The 15614-nt window shown below is 46.1% G+C and carries 17 protein-coding genes; 6 read left to right on the top strand and 11 right to left on the bottom strand.

Going from position 1 to position 15614, the window contains the following annotated elements:
- The first annotated feature begins 42 nt into the window (after nucleotides 1-42).
- The 3 genes from AZI85_RS07000 to AZI85_RS06990 all read left to right on the top strand — a co-directional run bounded on the left by AZI85_RS07000 (nucleotide 43) and on the right by AZI85_RS06990 (nucleotide 2502).
- Entirely contained in the window at nucleotides 43-819 is a 777-nt protein-coding gene (locus AZI85_RS07000; protein WP_063243418.1) for an HAD family hydrolase, read from the top strand.
- A 141-nt stretch (nucleotides 820-960) separates the two neighbouring features.
- Complete coding sequence (locus AZI85_RS06995; protein ID WP_063243417.1) at nucleotides 961-1458, top strand: hypothetical protein; 498 nt, start codon at nucleotides 961-963, stop codon at nucleotides 1456-1458.
- A 12-nt stretch (nucleotides 1459-1470) separates the two neighbouring features.
- The gene (locus AZI85_RS06990; RefSeq protein ID WP_063243416.1) at nucleotides 1471-2502 is read left to right on the top strand and encodes an SDR family NAD(P)-dependent oxidoreductase; all 1032 of its coding nucleotides are present in this window, start codon (nucleotides 1471-1473) and stop codon (nucleotides 2500-2502) included.
- A gap of 29 nt (nucleotides 2503-2531) precedes the next feature.
- Here the strand turns inward: AZI85_RS06990 and AZI85_RS06985 are convergent, their stop codons facing one another.
- Nucleotides 2532-2765 carry a hypothetical protein gene (locus AZI85_RS06985; protein WP_063208737.1) on the bottom strand — a complete coding sequence of 78 codons (234 nt, stop codon included), beginning with the start codon at nucleotides 2763-2765 and terminating at the stop codon, nucleotides 2532-2534.
- Nucleotides 2766-2899: 134 nt separating this feature from the next.
- On the opposite strand from AZI85_RS06985, the gene AZI85_RS06980 reads away from it, so the two are divergent.
- Nucleotides 2900-3343, top strand: a complete 444-nt coding sequence (locus AZI85_RS06980; protein ID WP_063243415.1) for an LEA type 2 family protein — start codon at nucleotides 2900-2902, stop codon at nucleotides 3341-3343.
- Between the two features lie 5 nt (nucleotides 3344-3348).
- On the opposite strand, the gene AZI85_RS06975 is transcribed toward AZI85_RS06980, so the two are convergent.
- The 5 genes from AZI85_RS06975 to AZI85_RS06955 form a co-directional block, all read right to left on the bottom strand.
- On the bottom strand, nucleotides 3349-4689 hold the full coding sequence (locus tag AZI85_RS06975) for a TldD/PmbA family protein (RefSeq protein ID WP_063243414.1): 1341 nt from the start codon (nucleotides 4687-4689) through the stop codon (nucleotides 3349-3351).
- Nucleotides 4689-6077: a TldD/PmbA family protein gene (locus AZI85_RS06970; RefSeq protein ID WP_063243413.1), complete on the bottom strand. Its 1389-nt coding sequence runs from the start codon at nucleotides 6075-6077 to the stop codon at nucleotides 4689-4691. Before AZI85_RS06970 ends, AZI85_RS06975 begins: the two co-directional genes overlap by 1 nt.
- Before the next feature lie 398 nt (nucleotides 6078-6475).
- Complete coding sequence (locus tag AZI85_RS06965; protein WP_063243412.1) at nucleotides 6476-8830, bottom strand: helix-hairpin-helix domain-containing protein; 2355 nt, start codon at nucleotides 8828-8830, stop codon at nucleotides 6476-6478.
- Between the two features lie 49 nt (nucleotides 8831-8879).
- The gene (infA, locus tag AZI85_RS06960; protein WP_061836535.1) at nucleotides 8880-9098 is read right to left on the bottom strand and encodes a translation initiation factor IF-1; all 219 of its coding nucleotides are present in this window, start codon (nucleotides 9096-9098) and stop codon (nucleotides 8880-8882) included.
- 62 nt (nucleotides 9099-9160) lie between these two features.
- Entirely contained in the window at nucleotides 9161-9700 is a 540-nt protein-coding gene (locus AZI85_RS06955; RefSeq protein ID WP_063243411.1) for a hypothetical protein, read from the bottom strand.
- Nucleotides 9701-9824: 124 nt separating this feature from the next.
- Here AZI85_RS06955 and lpxD point away from each other — a divergent pair, with 124 nt between their 5' ends.
- Together lpxD and AZI85_RS06945 are read left to right on the top strand one after the other, a co-directional pair.
- Entirely contained in the window at nucleotides 9825-10874 is a 1050-nt protein-coding gene (lpxD, locus tag AZI85_RS06950) for a UDP-3-O-(3-hydroxymyristoyl)glucosamine N-acyltransferase (RefSeq protein ID WP_063243410.1), read from the top strand.
- Between the two features lie 12 nt (nucleotides 10875-10886).
- Nucleotides 10887-11252 (top strand): hypothetical protein, encoded by a 366-nt coding sequence (locus AZI85_RS06945; protein ID WP_063243409.1) that lies wholly within the window; start codon nucleotides 10887-10889, stop codon nucleotides 11250-11252.
- Between the two features lie 67 nt (nucleotides 11253-11319).
- Here the strand turns inward: AZI85_RS06945 and AZI85_RS06940 are convergent, their stop codons facing one another.
- The 5 genes from AZI85_RS06940 to AZI85_RS06920 all read right to left on the bottom strand — a co-directional run bounded on the left by AZI85_RS06940 (nucleotide 11320) and on the right by AZI85_RS06920 (nucleotide 15575).
- Nucleotides 11320-11802 (bottom strand): Mut7-C RNAse domain-containing protein, encoded by a 483-nt coding sequence (locus tag AZI85_RS06940; RefSeq protein ID WP_063243408.1) that lies wholly within the window; start codon nucleotides 11800-11802, stop codon nucleotides 11320-11322.
- Nucleotides 11799-12176, bottom strand: a complete 378-nt coding sequence (locus tag AZI85_RS06935; RefSeq protein ID WP_063243407.1) for a hypothetical protein — start codon at nucleotides 12174-12176, stop codon at nucleotides 11799-11801. The genes AZI85_RS06940 and AZI85_RS06935 overlap by 4 nt, the downstream gene beginning before the upstream one ends.
- Before the next feature lie 32 nt (nucleotides 12177-12208).
- On the bottom strand, nucleotides 12209-13333 hold the full coding sequence (locus AZI85_RS06930; protein WP_063243406.1) for a THUMP domain-containing class I SAM-dependent RNA methyltransferase: 1125 nt from the start codon (nucleotides 13331-13333) through the stop codon (nucleotides 12209-12211).
- Nucleotides 13334-13450: 117 nt separating this feature from the next.
- Nucleotides 13451-15187, bottom strand: a complete 1737-nt coding sequence (locus tag AZI85_RS06925) for an electron transfer flavoprotein-ubiquinone oxidoreductase (protein ID WP_063243405.1) — start codon at nucleotides 15185-15187, stop codon at nucleotides 13451-13453.
- Nucleotides 15188-15326: 139 nt separating this feature from the next.
- A complete protein-coding gene (locus tag AZI85_RS06920; RefSeq protein WP_063208716.1) occupies nucleotides 15327-15575 on the bottom strand; it encodes a hypothetical protein in 249 nt (82 codons plus the stop codon).
- Nucleotides 15576-15614: the final 39 nt, after the last annotated feature.

The following is a 15614-nucleotide window of genomic DNA, read 5'->3' as shown; positions in this document are numbered from 1 at the left end:
CTTCCCTTTGTTTAAAAAAGGAACCAGGTTGATAATTTAAGCATGCAAAATGTTTCTCACTTCTCCGAACAGCTGCAGTTTCTTCTGACTGATATCGACGACACTTTGACCGACGAAGGGCTTTTAGGTCCTGAGGCTTACACGGCTTTGTGGAAACTTCATGAAGCAGGAATCCACGTGATTCCGGTAACGGGTCGACCCGCAGGATGGTGTGAAATGATCGCCCGAGTCTGGCCCGTCAGCGGCATCGTTGGAGAAAACGGCGGATTTTATTTTCGTTACCACGGAAAAAAAATGCACCGTCACTTTTTCTTTGATGAGAAAACTCAAAGCGAAAATCGCAAAAAACTGAACGCGCTAGAAAAAGAAATTCTTCAAAAAGTTCCAGGCTGTGATTTAGCAAGTGATCAATTTTGTCGTTTGATGGATTTAGCGATTGATTTCTGCGAGGACGTCCCCGCCTTACCACGCACCGAAGTTCAAAAAATTGTGGATATCTTTCATTCACACGGCGCTCAGGCCAAGGTCAGCTCCATTCACGTCAATGGCTGGTTTGGTGCTTACGACAAACTCACAATGTCGCTCAAATTTTTGCAAAAAGAATTTTCTGTGACTGCTGACGAGGCGAAGAAAGTTTGCGGATTCAGTGGAGATTCTCCAAACGATGAACCGATGTTTGCGTACTTCCCCCACAGTTTTGCAGTAGCAAACATTCAAAACTTCATCGATCAAATTAAAAACAAACCCACCTATGTGACTCAACAAAGAGGCGGCTTGGGCTTCACAGAAATTGCCAACGCCATTCTTAAACAGAAATAAATTTCTTTTGGGGCATTTCGTCAAATCCGTTCACGGAGATGTGCCCCTAAAACTCTTTCAATTTTAACTCCGACTTTTTAGAAGTGGTTCTTCTTTTGCAACTCTTCCCAAGGAATGACGTGTATGCACAAGGAGGAGCACATGCCACATCGCAGATCACCGCAGGACAATTATTCTCGACAACAAGGATCTCACGGCAGTGAAAGATATCACGGGACTCACCGCTTGCAGAGAGAAGAAAGCCCCCGACATCGATCTCGTCCAGTTTCAAACTACAGTGAGGGCAACCACGGCGCTGGTTATCGCGACGAAGAGGATGAACGCGAGTCTCGTCGTGAGCGCGAACGCAATTACGACAATGCCGACGAAAGCATGAATCGCGATTACAACCGCGGTCGCCGTCGTCAGGCTCAAAGAGGTGAATACTTAAACGAGCCGCAAAACATTTCCGATTGGGCTCCGCAGGATCGCTACAACGAGATCTGTCAGGATCGCTTCCGCGAATGCCACTCAGATCATCACTACCCCCACATGGGTGGAAATCACCAAAAAAATTTCGAGTATCATCATAACGAAAACAATACGGAAGAACGCTTTCAGGAAGACCTTCGCCGCGGCCGTCACTACAAAGAATATTAAAGGGACAAAAACATGAAAAAGAAATCATCCAACAAATTTGCCAAATACGTGGGTTTGGGACTTTTGGGGTATCTCGCTTATGACATCGTCAAAGGGGCGCTTCGTCGCTTCAGTCTTCAAGGCAAGGTGGTGCTCATTTCAGGCGGCTCCCGCGGCCTGGGATTCGTCTTAGCGAATCAGTTGGTCGAAGAAGGAGCTTCGGTCTGCTTGCTTGCTCGCGATGAAGCTGAATTGAAAAAGGCGCAAAACCTTATTCAGTTCAATCATCCGAACTCACAAGTGATTTACGAGATCTGTGACTCTACGAAACCCGAACACGCAAAACACGCCGTACGCAAATGCGTGGATCACTTTAAACGCCTGGATGTTGTCATCAACAACGCGGGTATTATTTCAGTCATGCCCTATGTGAATGCGACAGAGCAGGAATTTCGCGACTCGCTAGATGTTCACTTTTGGGCTCCGTTTAACATCATCGAAGCGGCAAGACCGTATTTGATGAAAGATGGCGGTCGCATTGTCAATATCAGCTCCATTGGCGGGCGTATGGCCGTTCCCCATCTTGCGCCTTACTGTGCAGGCAAGTTCGCGCTGGCAGGCTATTCAAAAACTTTGCGCGCGGAACTTATGAAGGACAATATCTATGTCACGACGGTTTTCCCTGGGCTGATGCGCACCGGTTCGCAAGGACATGCCGAGTTCGGAGGCCAGCACGAAAATGAGTTCGCCTGGTTCTCTATCTCGGGATCAATGCCGCTTCTGACGGTCAGTGCGGAATCCGCGGCTCGCCAAATCATTCGCGCACTGAAATATGGAAAAGCAGAGCTAACAATTTCACTTCCCGCAAAACTTGCGATTGGATTTCAGAATCTGTTTCCAGAAATTCACGCCGACATTTTGTCTTTGGCAAATACGTTGTTGCCGACACCGACGGCTAACCACACCAAAAAGTTGGGAATGGACTCGCACTCCGCTATTTCGCCATCCGCTGCGACAAGAATATCTGAGGATGCAGCTCGCAGAAACAATGAACAAAGGTTCTAGGGGTTCCCCTAGAACCTCTTTTTTCAGACTTAAATTCGATCTTTTAATTCTTTAACATTGTCGGCATGAGAGCAGTGAGCGCAACAATAGATTTTCCCCTGCGCTTCAAGCCCATGCCCGATAATGCGTGTACGACAATGCTCGCAACGAGGTGCCAGTTGATTGATAGCGCATTCAAAACTATCAAACACGTGCTCTTGATCACCGATTGTCACTCGAAAAGCTTTGTCATAGACGTTGCCACAATTTTCACAAGTTCCCATCGTGAACCTCCTTCCTGCCATTCTCAAAATTTATCATGGGTCCAAAGCAGTATGGAGCTGTATTTGACCAATAGACTTTCCGCTTGCGACGAAGGGTTCGAGCGATTAAGTTTGAGTCTTAAAAGGATACAAGAATGAAATTTTGGACTTTGGCTTTTATTTTTCTCTCTATTCTGACGGCCTGTTCGGGTAAAGGCCTTTTGGGTTTTGCTGAAAAACCCGAGGCGAAGCTAGAAAACGTCTATGCGAAAGATACAAATCTTTCTGGCACCACGTTGGTCTTTGTCGTGAATGTGCAAAATCCCAATCGCTTTGATATCGAAGTGGAAGAAGTGGCCTACAAAGTTTTCGTCGGTGATAAGCAGCTCACCACTTCCAAAACGGATAAAGCCATCAAGGTTCCCGCATCCAAAGACGCCAATATAGAACTACCATTGCCAGTAAAGTACGGAGATCTTATGGGACATGTGGCTTCTATTTTAACATCCGGCGAATTGCCGTATAAGATTGAAGGGGATGCGAAATTTTCGTTTGCAACCATCCCCTTCACTAAAGAAGGAAAAGTAGAGCTTCGCTAGGCGCCTTAGGCGCCAGCGAAACTAAGACTTTTAATAAGAACGTCTGGACAAATACGAGAGCTGCCGGGTTTGTTGTATTCATTCCCCAGCTCTTCAATATCACGCAAAAGCTCAAGCACATTGCCTGACATCACGAACTGATCGATCGCTCCTACAAGCTTCCCGTTTTCGTACAAGAAACCTTCGGCCGGCATTGAAAAATCACCGGTAGATTCTTTAAAGCCCGCGTGCAAGCCGCCTGAAAACTCTTTCAAGTGAACGACTTTGTCGTAAGAACTTAGAAGTTCCTGCAAAGATTTCGTCCCTTTACCAACGATTAAGTTCGTCGGTGCAATCGACGACTGCGAAGCCGGACTGCGACTGGCGTGAGCCGTGTGAGGCAAAGACATCTTCTTAGAGTATTCTAAATTCGTTAGGAAGTTTTTCAAAACGCCATTTTCGAAAAGAACCGTCTTTTGTGACGAAGATCCTTCATCATCAAAGGGTCTCACCGCCGAACCGCGAAGTTCAAACGGATCATCTAGCAGTTGGAATTTTTCGCTCGCAATCTTCTGACCTAACTTGCCGTCGAACAAAGACTTTCCTTCATGCACTTCTTTGGCAGAAAAATAATCGTTGATCATCGCAAGAATCATAGGGAATTGCGTGCGATCAATCACGACGGCATATTTCCCGGTCGTCAGTTTCTGTGCCCCAAGTCTTGATACGGCGTTGTTCACACCTTCATCGACAACTTGATCGATATTGATATCAGAAAATTTACGGGCAAAGAAACCTTCGCCACCCATTTTCGATGATTCGCCTTCTTTGGCCAAAGGATACGCGTAACCAGAGTAATAAGTTTGCTTAAACTCTTGGTCCAACCCTTCTGAATTCAAGATGCGCTTAAAGCTGACAGAAGAATCGAAATTAGAATAGGGAACAGACTGAATACGCGCGTCTTTGCTTAAACACTTTTCTTCAAGCAAGCGTGCGATTTCCATCTTCTTATCCATCTCAATATTTTCCGGATTAAAAAGATTCATCGTCTGATGAGTGACCGGTTTTGCTAACGGCACTTCAAAGCCTTCACCTTTTTGCACCGTCTTCGCGTTATTCAAAGCCTCGCGGTAAGTTCTTAATAAAGATTCTTCCGAAAGATTTTCTGTGTAAGCGTAACCTTGGTTCCCACCCAGGATCACTCGGAAACCGGCCATCTGAGATTGCGTTGACTCAAAGGCATCCAGTTTCTTTTTTTGATAACCAATGCTAAGACTTTCGCCGCCGGATAAAAGCATTTCGACTTTTGCTCCGTCTTGACGAGCTTGATGAGCGATTTTTTCGAAATTAGATTTAATAGCATCCATTATTTCGCTCTCCCCCCAACCATCAGGCTGGAAACAAGAATTTGCGGCTGACCTACGGCTGCCGGGATAGAACCGCTGACAGAGCCGCACATACCACGCGCCAATTTCAAATCATCAGAAACTTTTGTGATCTTCCCAAGAGTGTCGATTCCGCGACCGATCAAGCAAGCGCCTTTCACGGCTTCTTCAATACGGCCATTGCGAATGATATACGCTTCGCCCACTTGGAAGTTATAATCACCTGTACCCGGGTTGACCGAACCGCCACCCATCTTCTTTGCATACAAACCGTAATCCACGTCACGAATCATATCTTCAAACTTGTCTTTTCCTGCCGCGATATAGGTGTTTCTCATACGGGAAGCCGGAGCATATTTGTAAGATTGACGACGACCACTGCCTGTCGCTTCATAGCCCGTTTGGCGCGCACCCATCTCGTCAACGATATAAGATTTCAAAACACCGTTTTCGATCAGAGTTGTTTTTTTAGTTTTATTTCCTTCGTCATCAAGATTCAAAGAACCCCAACCGTTTTCAATCGTTCCGTCGTCAATCGCCGTCACACTTTCGTGAGCGATTTTTTGTCCAAGCTTACCGCAGAAGACCGAAGCATCTTTAGCGACGCTGGTTGTTTCTAATCCATGCCCACAAGCTTCGTGGAAGATCACGCCACCAAAAGCATTGTCAATCACCACGGGCATTTCACCCGCTGGAGCATAATCCGCTTTTGTCAGCATCATCGCACGGTCCACAGCCATCTCAGCCAAAGACCTAAGATCGATTTGATCGTAGATTTCGGAAGTCCCCATGTGACCTTCGTCTTCAGAGGCACTTTCTTTTACTCCGTTGTGTTCAACAAAACTTTCCATACGAATACGGCTGTAAGCACGCTCGTCATAAGCCATCAAACCGCGAGAGTTGGCGATTTGCACTTTCTGGAATTTTTCATTCAAACCCGCTTCGACTTGAGTCACCGCCGAATTGCGCGCGCGCGAGTATTGATCCACGGAATTCAACCAGTGAAGTTTTTTAGCGCGATCCATCTCCCAAGGTTTTTCACCATAAGTGTGGATGGAATCAAAAGGCACTTGCATCAAAGGCATGGATTTTTTTGCATCCCCTTGACCACGGCTTTTTGCCGCATTCAATGCCGCTTTCACCAAACCATCTTCAGAAAGGTCGTTTGTGGTTACGTAAACAATCTCATGTCCGAAAAACAAACGAATGCCTGCGCCGTAAAGCTGGCCCACGATAGCTTGTTCCGGTTTTGAATTTAAAATGGAAAGTTGAGAAGAATAAGTGTCCTCGAGAAAAATATCCGCGAAGTCAGCACCGGTGCTCAAAGCAGCATCCAGAGCCTTAGTTAGGATATGAGGTTGAACGATCATAGGACCTCCTTGATCTGACAAGGATAGCCCGAAAGAAAGCCCTCACTAAAGAGAATTCGAATAAGCTGCAAGCGAAACAATGGTAGGTATCACTAATTGATACTTCAAACAAAGGTGTCAGCGTGTCAAAGGTCGAGCCGAAAGCCCTCTGGCCCCTTTTGAAAAAGAAAAAGCCCGCACCTTTAAGGGAAGCGGGCTTTGATCTTTCAAATTTCAAAAATCTTACTTACGGATTTTTGCTTTGATCATGCGTTTTTTAGTCGCAATTCTTTTTTTCTTATGACGGATGCCTTTTCTAGATTTGCCTTTAGCTGCCATGTTAATTCTCCTTTAAATTTTTCCGGGAAAGCTGCTTCAGCCTACGCGCCCGAAGGCGCTTCGGCACTGCGACCTGCCGGTCATTTTTTATTCGTTGGAACGTTCATCAATGCTGCAAATGGGTTGTTGAACGGATTTGCAGGTTTTGGTGGAGGACCGGAAGGACGTTGATCACGACCACCGCCTTGAGGACGGCCGCCACCTGCCGGTCTTGGACCGCCAGAGCGTTGATCAGGACGTCTTTCACCACGAGGCGCTGAAGCCTCTGGAGCGTCATCCATTTTCATTGTCAAAGAGATCTGGTTTTTCACCTGGTCTACTTTAAGAACTTTAACAGTCACATGATCGCCTGGATTCACGACTTTACGAGGATCATCCACGAACTTGTGAGAAAGCGCAGAAATATGCACCAAACCATCTTGGTGAACACCGATATCCACAAACGCACCGAAGTTCGTTACGTTCGTCACAATACCTGGGCAGATCATGCCTTCTTGAAGGTCTTTCACTTCCATGATGTCGTCACGGAATTGGAAAACCTTGAACGGATCACGAGGATCGCGGCCTGGTTTTTCAAGCTCTTTCACGATGTCATCAAAAGTAAACTCACCCACTAGCTGAGCCCATTTTGTTCTTTGCGCAAGCAACTTCTTAGCGCCTTCACCGATGATCTCAGTCAAAGAAACACCAAGATCCTTCGCCATGTCCGTCACCGCTTGGTAACGCTCTGGATGGATACCTGTTGAATCCAAAACTTGCTTTCCAGAAGGGATTCTTAGGAAACCCGCCGCTTGTTCGAAAACTTTTGCAGAGAATTTTGGTACTTTCAAAAGCTCAGAACGGTCAGTGAAAAGAGTTTTCTTACGAGCTTCAACGATCCCTTTTGCCAACGCCGGACCGATGCCCGCAACGTGAGACAATAAAGCCGCTGATGCCGTGTTCACATCAACGCCGACAGCATTCACGCAAGACTCAACCACGGCTTCCAATGATTTTTTCAATTGAGATTGGCTGACGTCGTGTTGGTATTGACCGACACCGATAGACTTAGGATCTACCTTCACAAGCTCCGCCAAAGGATCTTGCAAACGACGCGCGATCGAGATCGCACCTTTCACTGTCACATCCAGATCCGGGAACTCTTCACGAGCGGCTTCCGAAGCCGAGTACACAGAGGCACCTGATTCAGAAACCATCACCACTGGAATGTTCTTACCAAGATCTTTTAGAACTTTTCTTAGGAAAGATTCCGTCTCGCGACCCGCAGTCCCGTTACCAACAGCAATCGCTTCGATTTGGATTTGTTTTAATACGTCACCGAAAAGAGCTTTCGCTTTTCTGTCGGCATCGTCACCCAAAGTGTAAAGAACTGTGTGAGAAATGAAAGCGCCCGATTTATCAATCAAAGCCACTTTACAACCCGTTCTTAAACCCGGGTCGACACCCAATACACATTTCGGTCCATAAGGAGAAGCCAACAAAAGCTTACGCACGTTTTCAGCAAAAACGTTGATAGCATCTGTGTCTGCTTTTTCTTTAAGAACACGGTGAACTTCATTCACTACCGAAGGAAGAACGTAAACGTTCAATGCCAAACGAGCGCACTGTTTCAAGTAGTCGCCAATCGCATTGTCTGGAGTCGATGTCGCGAATTTTTCGTAAGACTTCAAGATGTCTTCGTCATCGCCTTTCACATCAACAGAAAGTTCTTCTTCTTGCCAGCCACGTCTCATCGCCAAGTAGCGGTGATTGTTTTTAGCATCCATCAAGTTCTTAACGGGCTCTTCAAATTCTTTGTACATGTCGTACTTAGAGTTTGGTTTAAAGCCTTTAGCCGCCTTAGAAACAATACGGCCTTTTTCGTTGTAGTTTTTCGCAACCATCGCACGAAGATCTGCATCATTGGCGATTTTTTCGACGATGATGTCTTGAGCACCTTTAAGCGCTTCTTCGTATGTTTGGATTTTTGCGGCTGGATTGAGGAAGTTTTTCGCCTTCATTTCCATTGTTTGATCGTCTTTGATCAAACCGTGGCCCATTTCCCAGATCCAGTTTGCCAAAGGTTCCAAGCCAGCTTCGCGGGCAATAGTCGCTTTGGTTTTTTTCTTTTTCTTGAATGGTTTGTAAATCTCTTCAAGTTCGCCCAAATCCCAAGAAAGCTCGATGCGCTTTTGGATTTCAGCGGTAAGGTTGTTTTGTTCTCCGATTTCTTTAATCAAGAACGCCTTACGCTTGACGATTTCGTTGTAAGTTTCGTGACCTTCGATCACCGCGCGAATTTGAACTTCGTCCAAGTTGCCAGTTTTTTCTTTACGGTAACGAGCGATGAAAGGGACAGTAGCGCCCTCTGCCGCAAGCTCAATAACAGCCTGTGCTGATTTTGCGGGAACAGTTGGGACAATACGAGCCAAATAACTCTGAAGAGCCTGATCCATAGAACCTCTAGATTTAATTGGGAATTTAAGGTTGAGTTAATTAAATCAATTATTTGTGACGGAACATGATCAGACCATGTGTTGGATCGTAAGGAGAAACTCCCACGCTAACACGGTCACCGACCACGACACGAATGTTAAAGCGTCTCATTTTTCCGCAAAGTTTCGCGTTAATGATCGCCTTGTTATCAAGTTCAATTTTGTAAAGGCCACCCGCAAGGGCGTCGATTACTTTTCCGTCAATTTGTACTAAATCGTCTTTTGCCATGCAGATAAATTAGTAGGTCAGAAAGGGGCTGCTTGCAATACCTTTTTTAGAAGAGCTCTCCCTTAAGAGAGCTTTCTGTTGCTGATCAGCATTCGCTTTCCGTCCTCGAAAAGCACCTCTAAACGGTCATATTCATTCGATAGAACATATCCCCAGCCAAAGATCTTATGTTGCAGCGGAGTTTTTGCTTCAAACTGCCCAGAAATGCTGTAGGCAGGGGCTTTGACGGCTTTGTATTTCTCATGAAGTTCGTGCCACTTCACTTGATCTTCAGACAGTCCGCTTTTATCAATCTTAGCTTTCTTCTCTTTTTTCGGAGCTTTTTCAGCGACTTCAACAACGGGTTCTGCTTTCGCCTTTTTCTCTGCCTTTTCCGTTTTCACTGGAGCTTCAACGGGAGCTGATTTTTTTTCTGGCTTTTCAGCCTTCGCTTCCTTCGCTGGCTTAGCGGGTTTTGCCGCCACTGATTTCGCAGCCGGTTTAGCTGCTGCCTTCGCCGCAGGTTTTGCCGCCGCTTTTTGTTGCGGTTTTGCTACTGGTTTTGCTGCTGCCTTTTTTGCTTTTGCCGCAGGTGCTTCCTTTTTCGCAGCCTTTTTCGCCATCTCAGTTCCTCTCTAAAATTAAAGGTGAGAAAGAATCAAAAGTGTTTAATTAGCTGGTTTATACTATCACCCAGTGACTTGACATCAAAAAAATAATTGTTAAGTGTTAGCGCGAGGCATCACTATGATTACAGCTGAAGTTATCAAAGATCTAAATTCTTCCGATCTCTCTTTCGTATCTGGTTCGCTGCAAGCAGTGGCTCAGAAGGTTCTTCCACCCGAAAAAGCAGACGCACAAAGTTTGATTTTCGTATCGAAGAAAGAGCAACTTGAATCCGCATTGCAAGCGCAAGCTCCCATCATCGTGGCGCACAAAGCTTTGCAACTTCCTGCGGACTCTAAGACCACCTTCTTCCAAGCCGCGAACGTTCAATTGGCGATGGCAGCCATCCTTCCCCTTTTTGACGGAAAGATGAATCGCTTCAACCAAGAAACAAAAATCCACCCCACAGCCTTCGTTCACCCGACAGCTCATTTAGGAAAAAATGTGGGAGTCGGCCCGTTCGCGGTGATCGGTGAACAAGTTAAGATTGGCGACGGCTGCACTATCGGTGCTCACACTGTCGTTGAATATTTCGCCGAAATTGGCGACCACACGATCTTGCATCCCCAAGTCTTTATCGGAGCCTCTTGCATGCTGGGTTCTTATTGCGAGATCCACCCACATACTACGATTGGCGCTGATGGTTTTTCTTTTGCGATGACCAAAGAAGGCACTCACAAAAAAATCCCACAGATCGGTCGCGTAGTTATTGGAAACCATGTGGAAATCGGTGCAAACTGCGCCATTGACCGTGCGGCACTAACAGAAACACGCATTGGCAATGGAACAAAAATGGATAACTTCTGTCACGTTGCTCATAACGTCGTTATCGGTGACAACTGCGTGATGGCCGCGGGCTTTAAGGTCGCAGGCTCTAGCACCGTCGGCAATAACTGCATGATCGGCGGAGACGCCGCAATCTCAGATCACGTCCATGTTGGCGACAAAGTCATTCTTGCGGGACGCGCTGGCGTCACAAATGACGTTACGAAGCCGGGAGCTTACGGTGGTTACCCACTAGAGCCTTTGCGCGATTCCCTAAAAACCTTGGCCAACAAGGTTCATCTAACCCGAATCAGAAAAGACCTGTCCCGCGTGATGAAACACCTGGGCCTCAACGAAGAAGAATAAGGAGACACATCAATGTCCTATCAGTTTTATAAAGTCCTTCACATGCTGGGCTTCATGATCATGTTTTTTGGTTTCGGAGGACTTCTCATTCCGGCTTTCGCAAAACTCACTTTGACGAAAGGCGCACGTATCATGGCTTATGCAACTCATGGTATTGGTCTTCTTTTGATTCTTGTGAGTGGGTTCGGGATGGCCGCGCGTTTGGGCATGGTTCAAGGCTTGCCAACTTGGGTGCAAGCTAAGATCGGTATCTGGCTTGTTTTGGGTGTGGCTATTTCTTTGGTGAAAAGAAAAGGCTACTTCGGTTGGCCGATCGCGATCCTGCTTTGGATCCTGGGTGGCTCTGCCGCTTACATCGCGATCAACAAACCGTTCTAATTTTAAAATTTAGAAAAATGAAAAAAGGCCCTGGGATTCCGGGGCTTTTTATTTTCAGAGAACATAATCACTCATCAAGCTTACAAGCCTTGCGCACTTCTTCCACTTTGTTTTGCATTTTTGTAAAATGCGATCCTTCCCAGTAAACTTTCTGGCAGTGGGGACACCAAAAGAAGGTTTGATAAATAGAAAAGGTTTTTGCATCGACTTTATCTTTTACTTTGTCGCGATCAATTTCTTCGATCGGCGTATTGCACTTAAAACAACGAGACAAAGCATTTTCATCGGGCATGATTCGGTAGTGCTTAAGAACTTCAACAAGCTGATCTTCGGGTTCTTCGCTTTGAACAAGGTATCCCAAATTTTCAGGCATGCGGGCAAAAAAAAGGCGGTCCTTAGTTAAAAGAATCCGCTTTTGATGATAGGCAATTTTTAAGAGTTCATCGTCGGAAAGAGCTTTGAAACTCGCGGTATCAAAGCCCATCATGCGCAACCAGCGCACCAAACCCAATAAATTTTCGTCGACTAAAAATGTGTGTTTTTCATTCATGGTTTCAAATCGCAGCGGACACTGTGTGTGCCCTGTGCGATACGAACCCAGCTTACTTCTTTTCCCGAAAGCTCAGAAGAACTTTCCAGTTTATCGACCATGAGATTTTGCAGAATCACGACGCTGTCTTTTGTCTTTAGATCGTCTTCAATCAGAATTTGATATTGAATCTTTTTAGCGTCGTCGCCGAACTGAATTTGCGCAAAACGACCCAAACTGTCTTCAATGACAAGGGTCATAAGCGCTACCGACTGCTCCTTAACAAGCTTGTCGTTTTCCGTGTAACGGCATTCAACGTTTTTATAGGAAAGAACAGGCATTGCGGCTTGCGCGATGCCTGGAACTGCTAAAAGAAAAAGGACAAGCGATTTCATAAGGACTCTTTCGCGAGTGGCGCTCTCGCGCCTTAGAACATGCTGTATTTTAAGAAACGGCATTCGATATTGCCGTTAAATACAAAGTGCTTCTTCGTCGATTTCAATTTCAGATCAGCGATCAACTCTTTGTTTCCAGAAAGAATCCAAGCGTCCCAACCTTTGAAACGATGTTTAAGCGTAAAGCTTAAATCACGGTAGACGTCACGAAGATTGTCTTCGTCACCGATACGCGCACCGTACGGAGGGTTCACGATGATCAAACCTTTTTCTACAGGAGGCTCTACTGTCGCTACCGATTCTTTTTTGAACTCGATCACTTGATCAACGCCCGCACGTTTTGCATTGTCTTTGGCATTTTTAATCACGCGGTTGTCGATATCAAAACCATAGAATTTGAAATCAAGTACTTCTTTTTCCGCATCCATAGCTTCTTGAACAACTTGCTCCCAAAGGCCTTTGTCATAGTTCAACCAGTTTTGGAAGCCAAAGCGCGTGCGGTTCAAACCCGGAGCAATATTCAAAGCCATCATTGCGGCTTCAATCAAGAAAGTTCCAGACCCACACATGAAGTCGACGATCGGAGATTTTTGATCCCATTCAGAAACTTTGATCAGACCGGCTGCCAAGTTCTCTTTCAAAGGAGCGTCGCCCACTTCTTTACGATAGCCACGTTTAAACAAGCTATCACCCGAAGTGTCGATCGCGACGTTGAATTGATTTTTAATCGCGCGCACATGAATTCTTAATGATGGATTTTCGTTGTCCACGTCAGGGCGCACGCCGAATTTTTCACGGAATTGATCGACGATCGCGTCTTTCACTTTCATCGCAACGAAACGTTGGTCACGCATTTTAGAATCAGACACACTCGCATCGATAGAGATTGTCTGTGTTGGCTTGATATACTTCGTGAAATCGTGACGAAGAATTTGGCTGTAAAGCTCTTCCGGCTGATAAGCCGTGAAATCCAAAACCGGTTTTAAGATACGGCTGGCAAGACGAGACTGAAGATTCGCTTTGTAGCAGCCTTCCCAATTGCTTTCGAAGAAAACGCCACCGATGTACTTTCCGGTAACTTGAAGACCGAGGTCTTTTAATTCTTGTTCAAGAGGTTCTACAAGGCCACGAGCTGTGGAGGCAAAAAACTGAGGCATAAAACGGTTCCTTTCCGTCTGTTAAAGAAGCCTGATCCCTCGCCAAGCTTCCCATCTAAAAATACCGCTTGCTTCGGTTTCAGGCCCCCTAAGGCCTTCAGCGAAGCGACTTTACGATTAAGTTTCGCGATATTGTGGTCCACCGCCACCTTCTGGGACGGTCCACTCGATGTTTTCGAATGGGCACTTAATATCACAAGTTTTACAGTGAATACAGTTGGTATAGTTGATTTGTAAGTCCTTCTTACCTGCTTCAACTGTAGACGGTACCATTTCGTATACAGAGGCCGGGCAGAAATGATTACACGGTGATTTGTACTGAGGCTCACACACAGAACGGCAGATGTCTCCGTCCTTAAGGATCAAGTGATTTGGAGAATCCTCATCATGCATGGTCCCCGTCAAATACACGCTAGAAAGCTTATCAAAGAAAAGCTCTCCGTCGGGCTTAGGCAGCTTATTATCTTCGTGATCTAGACCATATGGTCCCCAAACATCGACGACCTTTTCCGTCGTATCCGCGTCGATATGATCGATCTTCATGAAGTCATGAAGTCCACGACCGCCCGAGATCTCTTGCAATGCCAAAAGCGGCATAGAAGCAAACATCCCTTTGCTTAAAGTTTGGTGGAAGTTACGAACACGGTAAAGATCGTCTTTCACATAAGAAGACTCAATACGCTTTTCATAACCTTGAGTCACGGCTTCAGAGAAATCCGCACCCTTAGCCAAACCTTCGATGATGGTGTCAGCTGCTTGCATCCCTGACTTCATGGCCAAGTGAATACCTTTAAGCTTTTGCACGTCCACCATGCTTGCAGAGTCTCCGCAAACCATGAAGCCATCACCGTAAAGCTTCGGCATAGAATACCAACCACCAGCTGGCAAAGTCTTACCACCGTAAGCCACCACTTTACCGCCCTTAAGCATGCTTTGTAGGAACGGATGAGTTTTAAGTTTTTGCAGTTCACGATGTGGATCCAAAAGAGGATCTTCAGAATCCAGGTAAGCCACAAGACCTACGATGATCTTATCCCCTGGAAGAGTGTAAATGAAAGTACCGCCGATAGATTTAGACAAAGGGAAACCCAAAGTGTGAATCACTTGGCCGGCTTCCACGGTGCCCGCAGGCATTTGGATAACTTCCTTAACGCCTTCTTCGTACACATCTGGATTTTTACCAGCGCGAAGGTTCAATTTCTTTTCAACTTGTTTGAACAAAGATCCACGAGTTCCTTCAGCGAAGATCGTGACTTTGGACTTCAAGATCAAACCTGGCTCGAAGTTCGCTTTAGGTTTGCCATTTTTATCACGACCCTTATCACCAGTGCGAACACCGACAATTTTATTTCCTTCGTAAAGAGCTTCCACCGCAGCAAAGCCTGGGAAAATATTGATGCCCTTCTCTTCACACTTCGTCGCCAACCAACGGTTGAACTTACTCAAAGAGATGATGTAGTTGCCTTCATTGTGGAATGGAGGCGGAGTGATCGGAAGCTTGAAAGAGAAATCAGATCCTAGATAATAAACCGCGTCCTTCTTCACTTCAGAGTCGATAGGACAACCTTCGTCTTTGAAGTTCGGAATAAGTTCGCTCAACGCTTTTGGATTCAAAACGGCGCCCGAAAAACTGTGCGCACCGATTTCAGACGCTTTTTCCAAAACCACGATCATCTGATCAGGAATTTGTTCGCCTTGTTTGCGACCTGCGGAAACGTCTTCGTTGTGTTTTTGAATTTGATTTTGCAAGTGAAGCGCGCATGAAAGTCCCGCAGCTCCGCCGCCGACGATCAAAACGTCAACTTCCATAGTCTCGCGAGTTACGCCTTCTGGTAGTTCAGTATAGATTGACATAGGTACTCCAAAATATTCTCAAAACAAAATTTCTTATGCTGCTTCAGCTTCGGGCCCAGGCCCTGCGCTCTGCCGGCTGCCGCCGGTGCTGCTTCAGCTTACGCGCCTGCCGGCGCTTCAGCTCTGCGGCCGTCCGGCCCTACTCCTCAGTAGCTTCTTCTTTTACTTCAGCTTGAGGGGCTAGTTTACGCACAGGGGTTGTTAGCTGGCTTTGGACTTTGAGGTCTTCTTCGTCACGGCCGCCAGGATAAATGCGTTTTTTTGCCTTCTGAGCGAGTTCAGCTTCACGGGCTTCGTCGTACTGAGGCTCTGCCGATGCTTCTTGAGCAAGGGCTTTAAAACCCACTAAAGACGATAGCAGAAATAAAACTAAGAAAACTCGGATCATAATCCAGCTCCCTGTTAGCGCTTTGAGCGCATATTAAAA

The organism is Bdellovibrio bacteriovorus, from assembly GCF_001592755.1.
GTDB lineage: Bacteria > Bdellovibrionota > Bdellovibrionia > Bdellovibrionales > Bdellovibrionaceae > Bdellovibrio > Bdellovibrio bacteriovorus_E.
Note: the sequence above shows the minus strand (reverse complement) of the source record. Positions and strands in the feature narration are given on the sequence as shown.

Coding starts and splice junctions, on each gene's coding strand:
- AZI85_RS07000 (WP_063243418.1), top strand. CDS start 43: ATGCAAAATGTTTCTCACTTCTCCGAACAGCTGCAGTTTCTTCTGACT.
- AZI85_RS06995 (WP_063243417.1), top strand. CDS start 961: ATGCCACATCGCAGATCACCGCAGGACAATTATTCTCGACAACAAGGA.
- AZI85_RS06990 (WP_063243416.1), top strand. CDS start 1,471: ATGAAAAAGAAATCATCCAACAAATTTGCCAAATACGTGGGTTTGGGA.
- AZI85_RS06985 (WP_063208737.1), bottom strand. CDS start 2,765: ATGGGAACTTGTGAAAATTGTGGCAACGTCTATGACAAAGCTTTTCGA.
- AZI85_RS06980 (WP_063243415.1), top strand. CDS start 2,900: ATGAAATTTTGGACTTTGGCTTTTATTTTTCTCTCTATTCTGACGGCC.
- AZI85_RS06975 (WP_063243414.1), bottom strand. CDS start 4,689: ATGGATGCTATTAAATCTAATTTCGAAAAAATCGCTCATCAAGCTCGT.
- AZI85_RS06970 (WP_063243413.1), bottom strand. CDS start 6,077: ATGATCGTTCAACCTCATATCCTAACTAAGGCTCTGGATGCTGCTTTG.
- AZI85_RS06965 (WP_063243412.1), bottom strand. CDS start 8,830: ATGGATCAGGCTCTTCAGAGTTATTTGGCTCGTATTGTCCCAACTGTT.
- infA (WP_061836535.1), bottom strand. CDS start 9,098: ATGGCAAAAGACGATTTAGTACAAATTGACGGAAAAGTAATCGACGCC.
- AZI85_RS06955 (WP_063243411.1), bottom strand. CDS start 9,700: ATGGCGAAAAAGGCTGCGAAAAAGGAAGCACCTGCGGCAAAAGCAAAA.
- lpxD (WP_063243410.1), top strand. CDS start 9,825: ATGATTACAGCTGAAGTTATCAAAGATCTAAATTCTTCCGATCTCTCT.
- AZI85_RS06945 (WP_063243409.1), top strand. CDS start 10,887: ATGTCCTATCAGTTTTATAAAGTCCTTCACATGCTGGGCTTCATGATC.
- AZI85_RS06940 (WP_063243408.1), bottom strand. CDS start 11,802: ATGAATGAAAAACACACATTTTTAGTCGACGAAAATTTATTGGGTTTG.
- AZI85_RS06935 (WP_063243407.1), bottom strand. CDS start 12,176: ATGAAATCGCTTGTCCTTTTTCTTTTAGCAGTTCCAGGCATCGCGCAA.
- AZI85_RS06930 (WP_063243406.1), bottom strand. CDS start 13,333: ATGCCTCAGTTTTTTGCCTCCACAGCTCGTGGCCTTGTAGAACCTCTT.
- AZI85_RS06925 (WP_063243405.1), bottom strand. CDS start 15,187: ATGTCAATCTATACTGAACTACCAGAAGGCGTAACTCGCGAGACTATG.
- AZI85_RS06920 (WP_063208716.1), bottom strand. CDS start 15,575: ATGATCCGAGTTTTCTTAGTTTTATTTCTGCTATCGTCTTTAGTGGGT.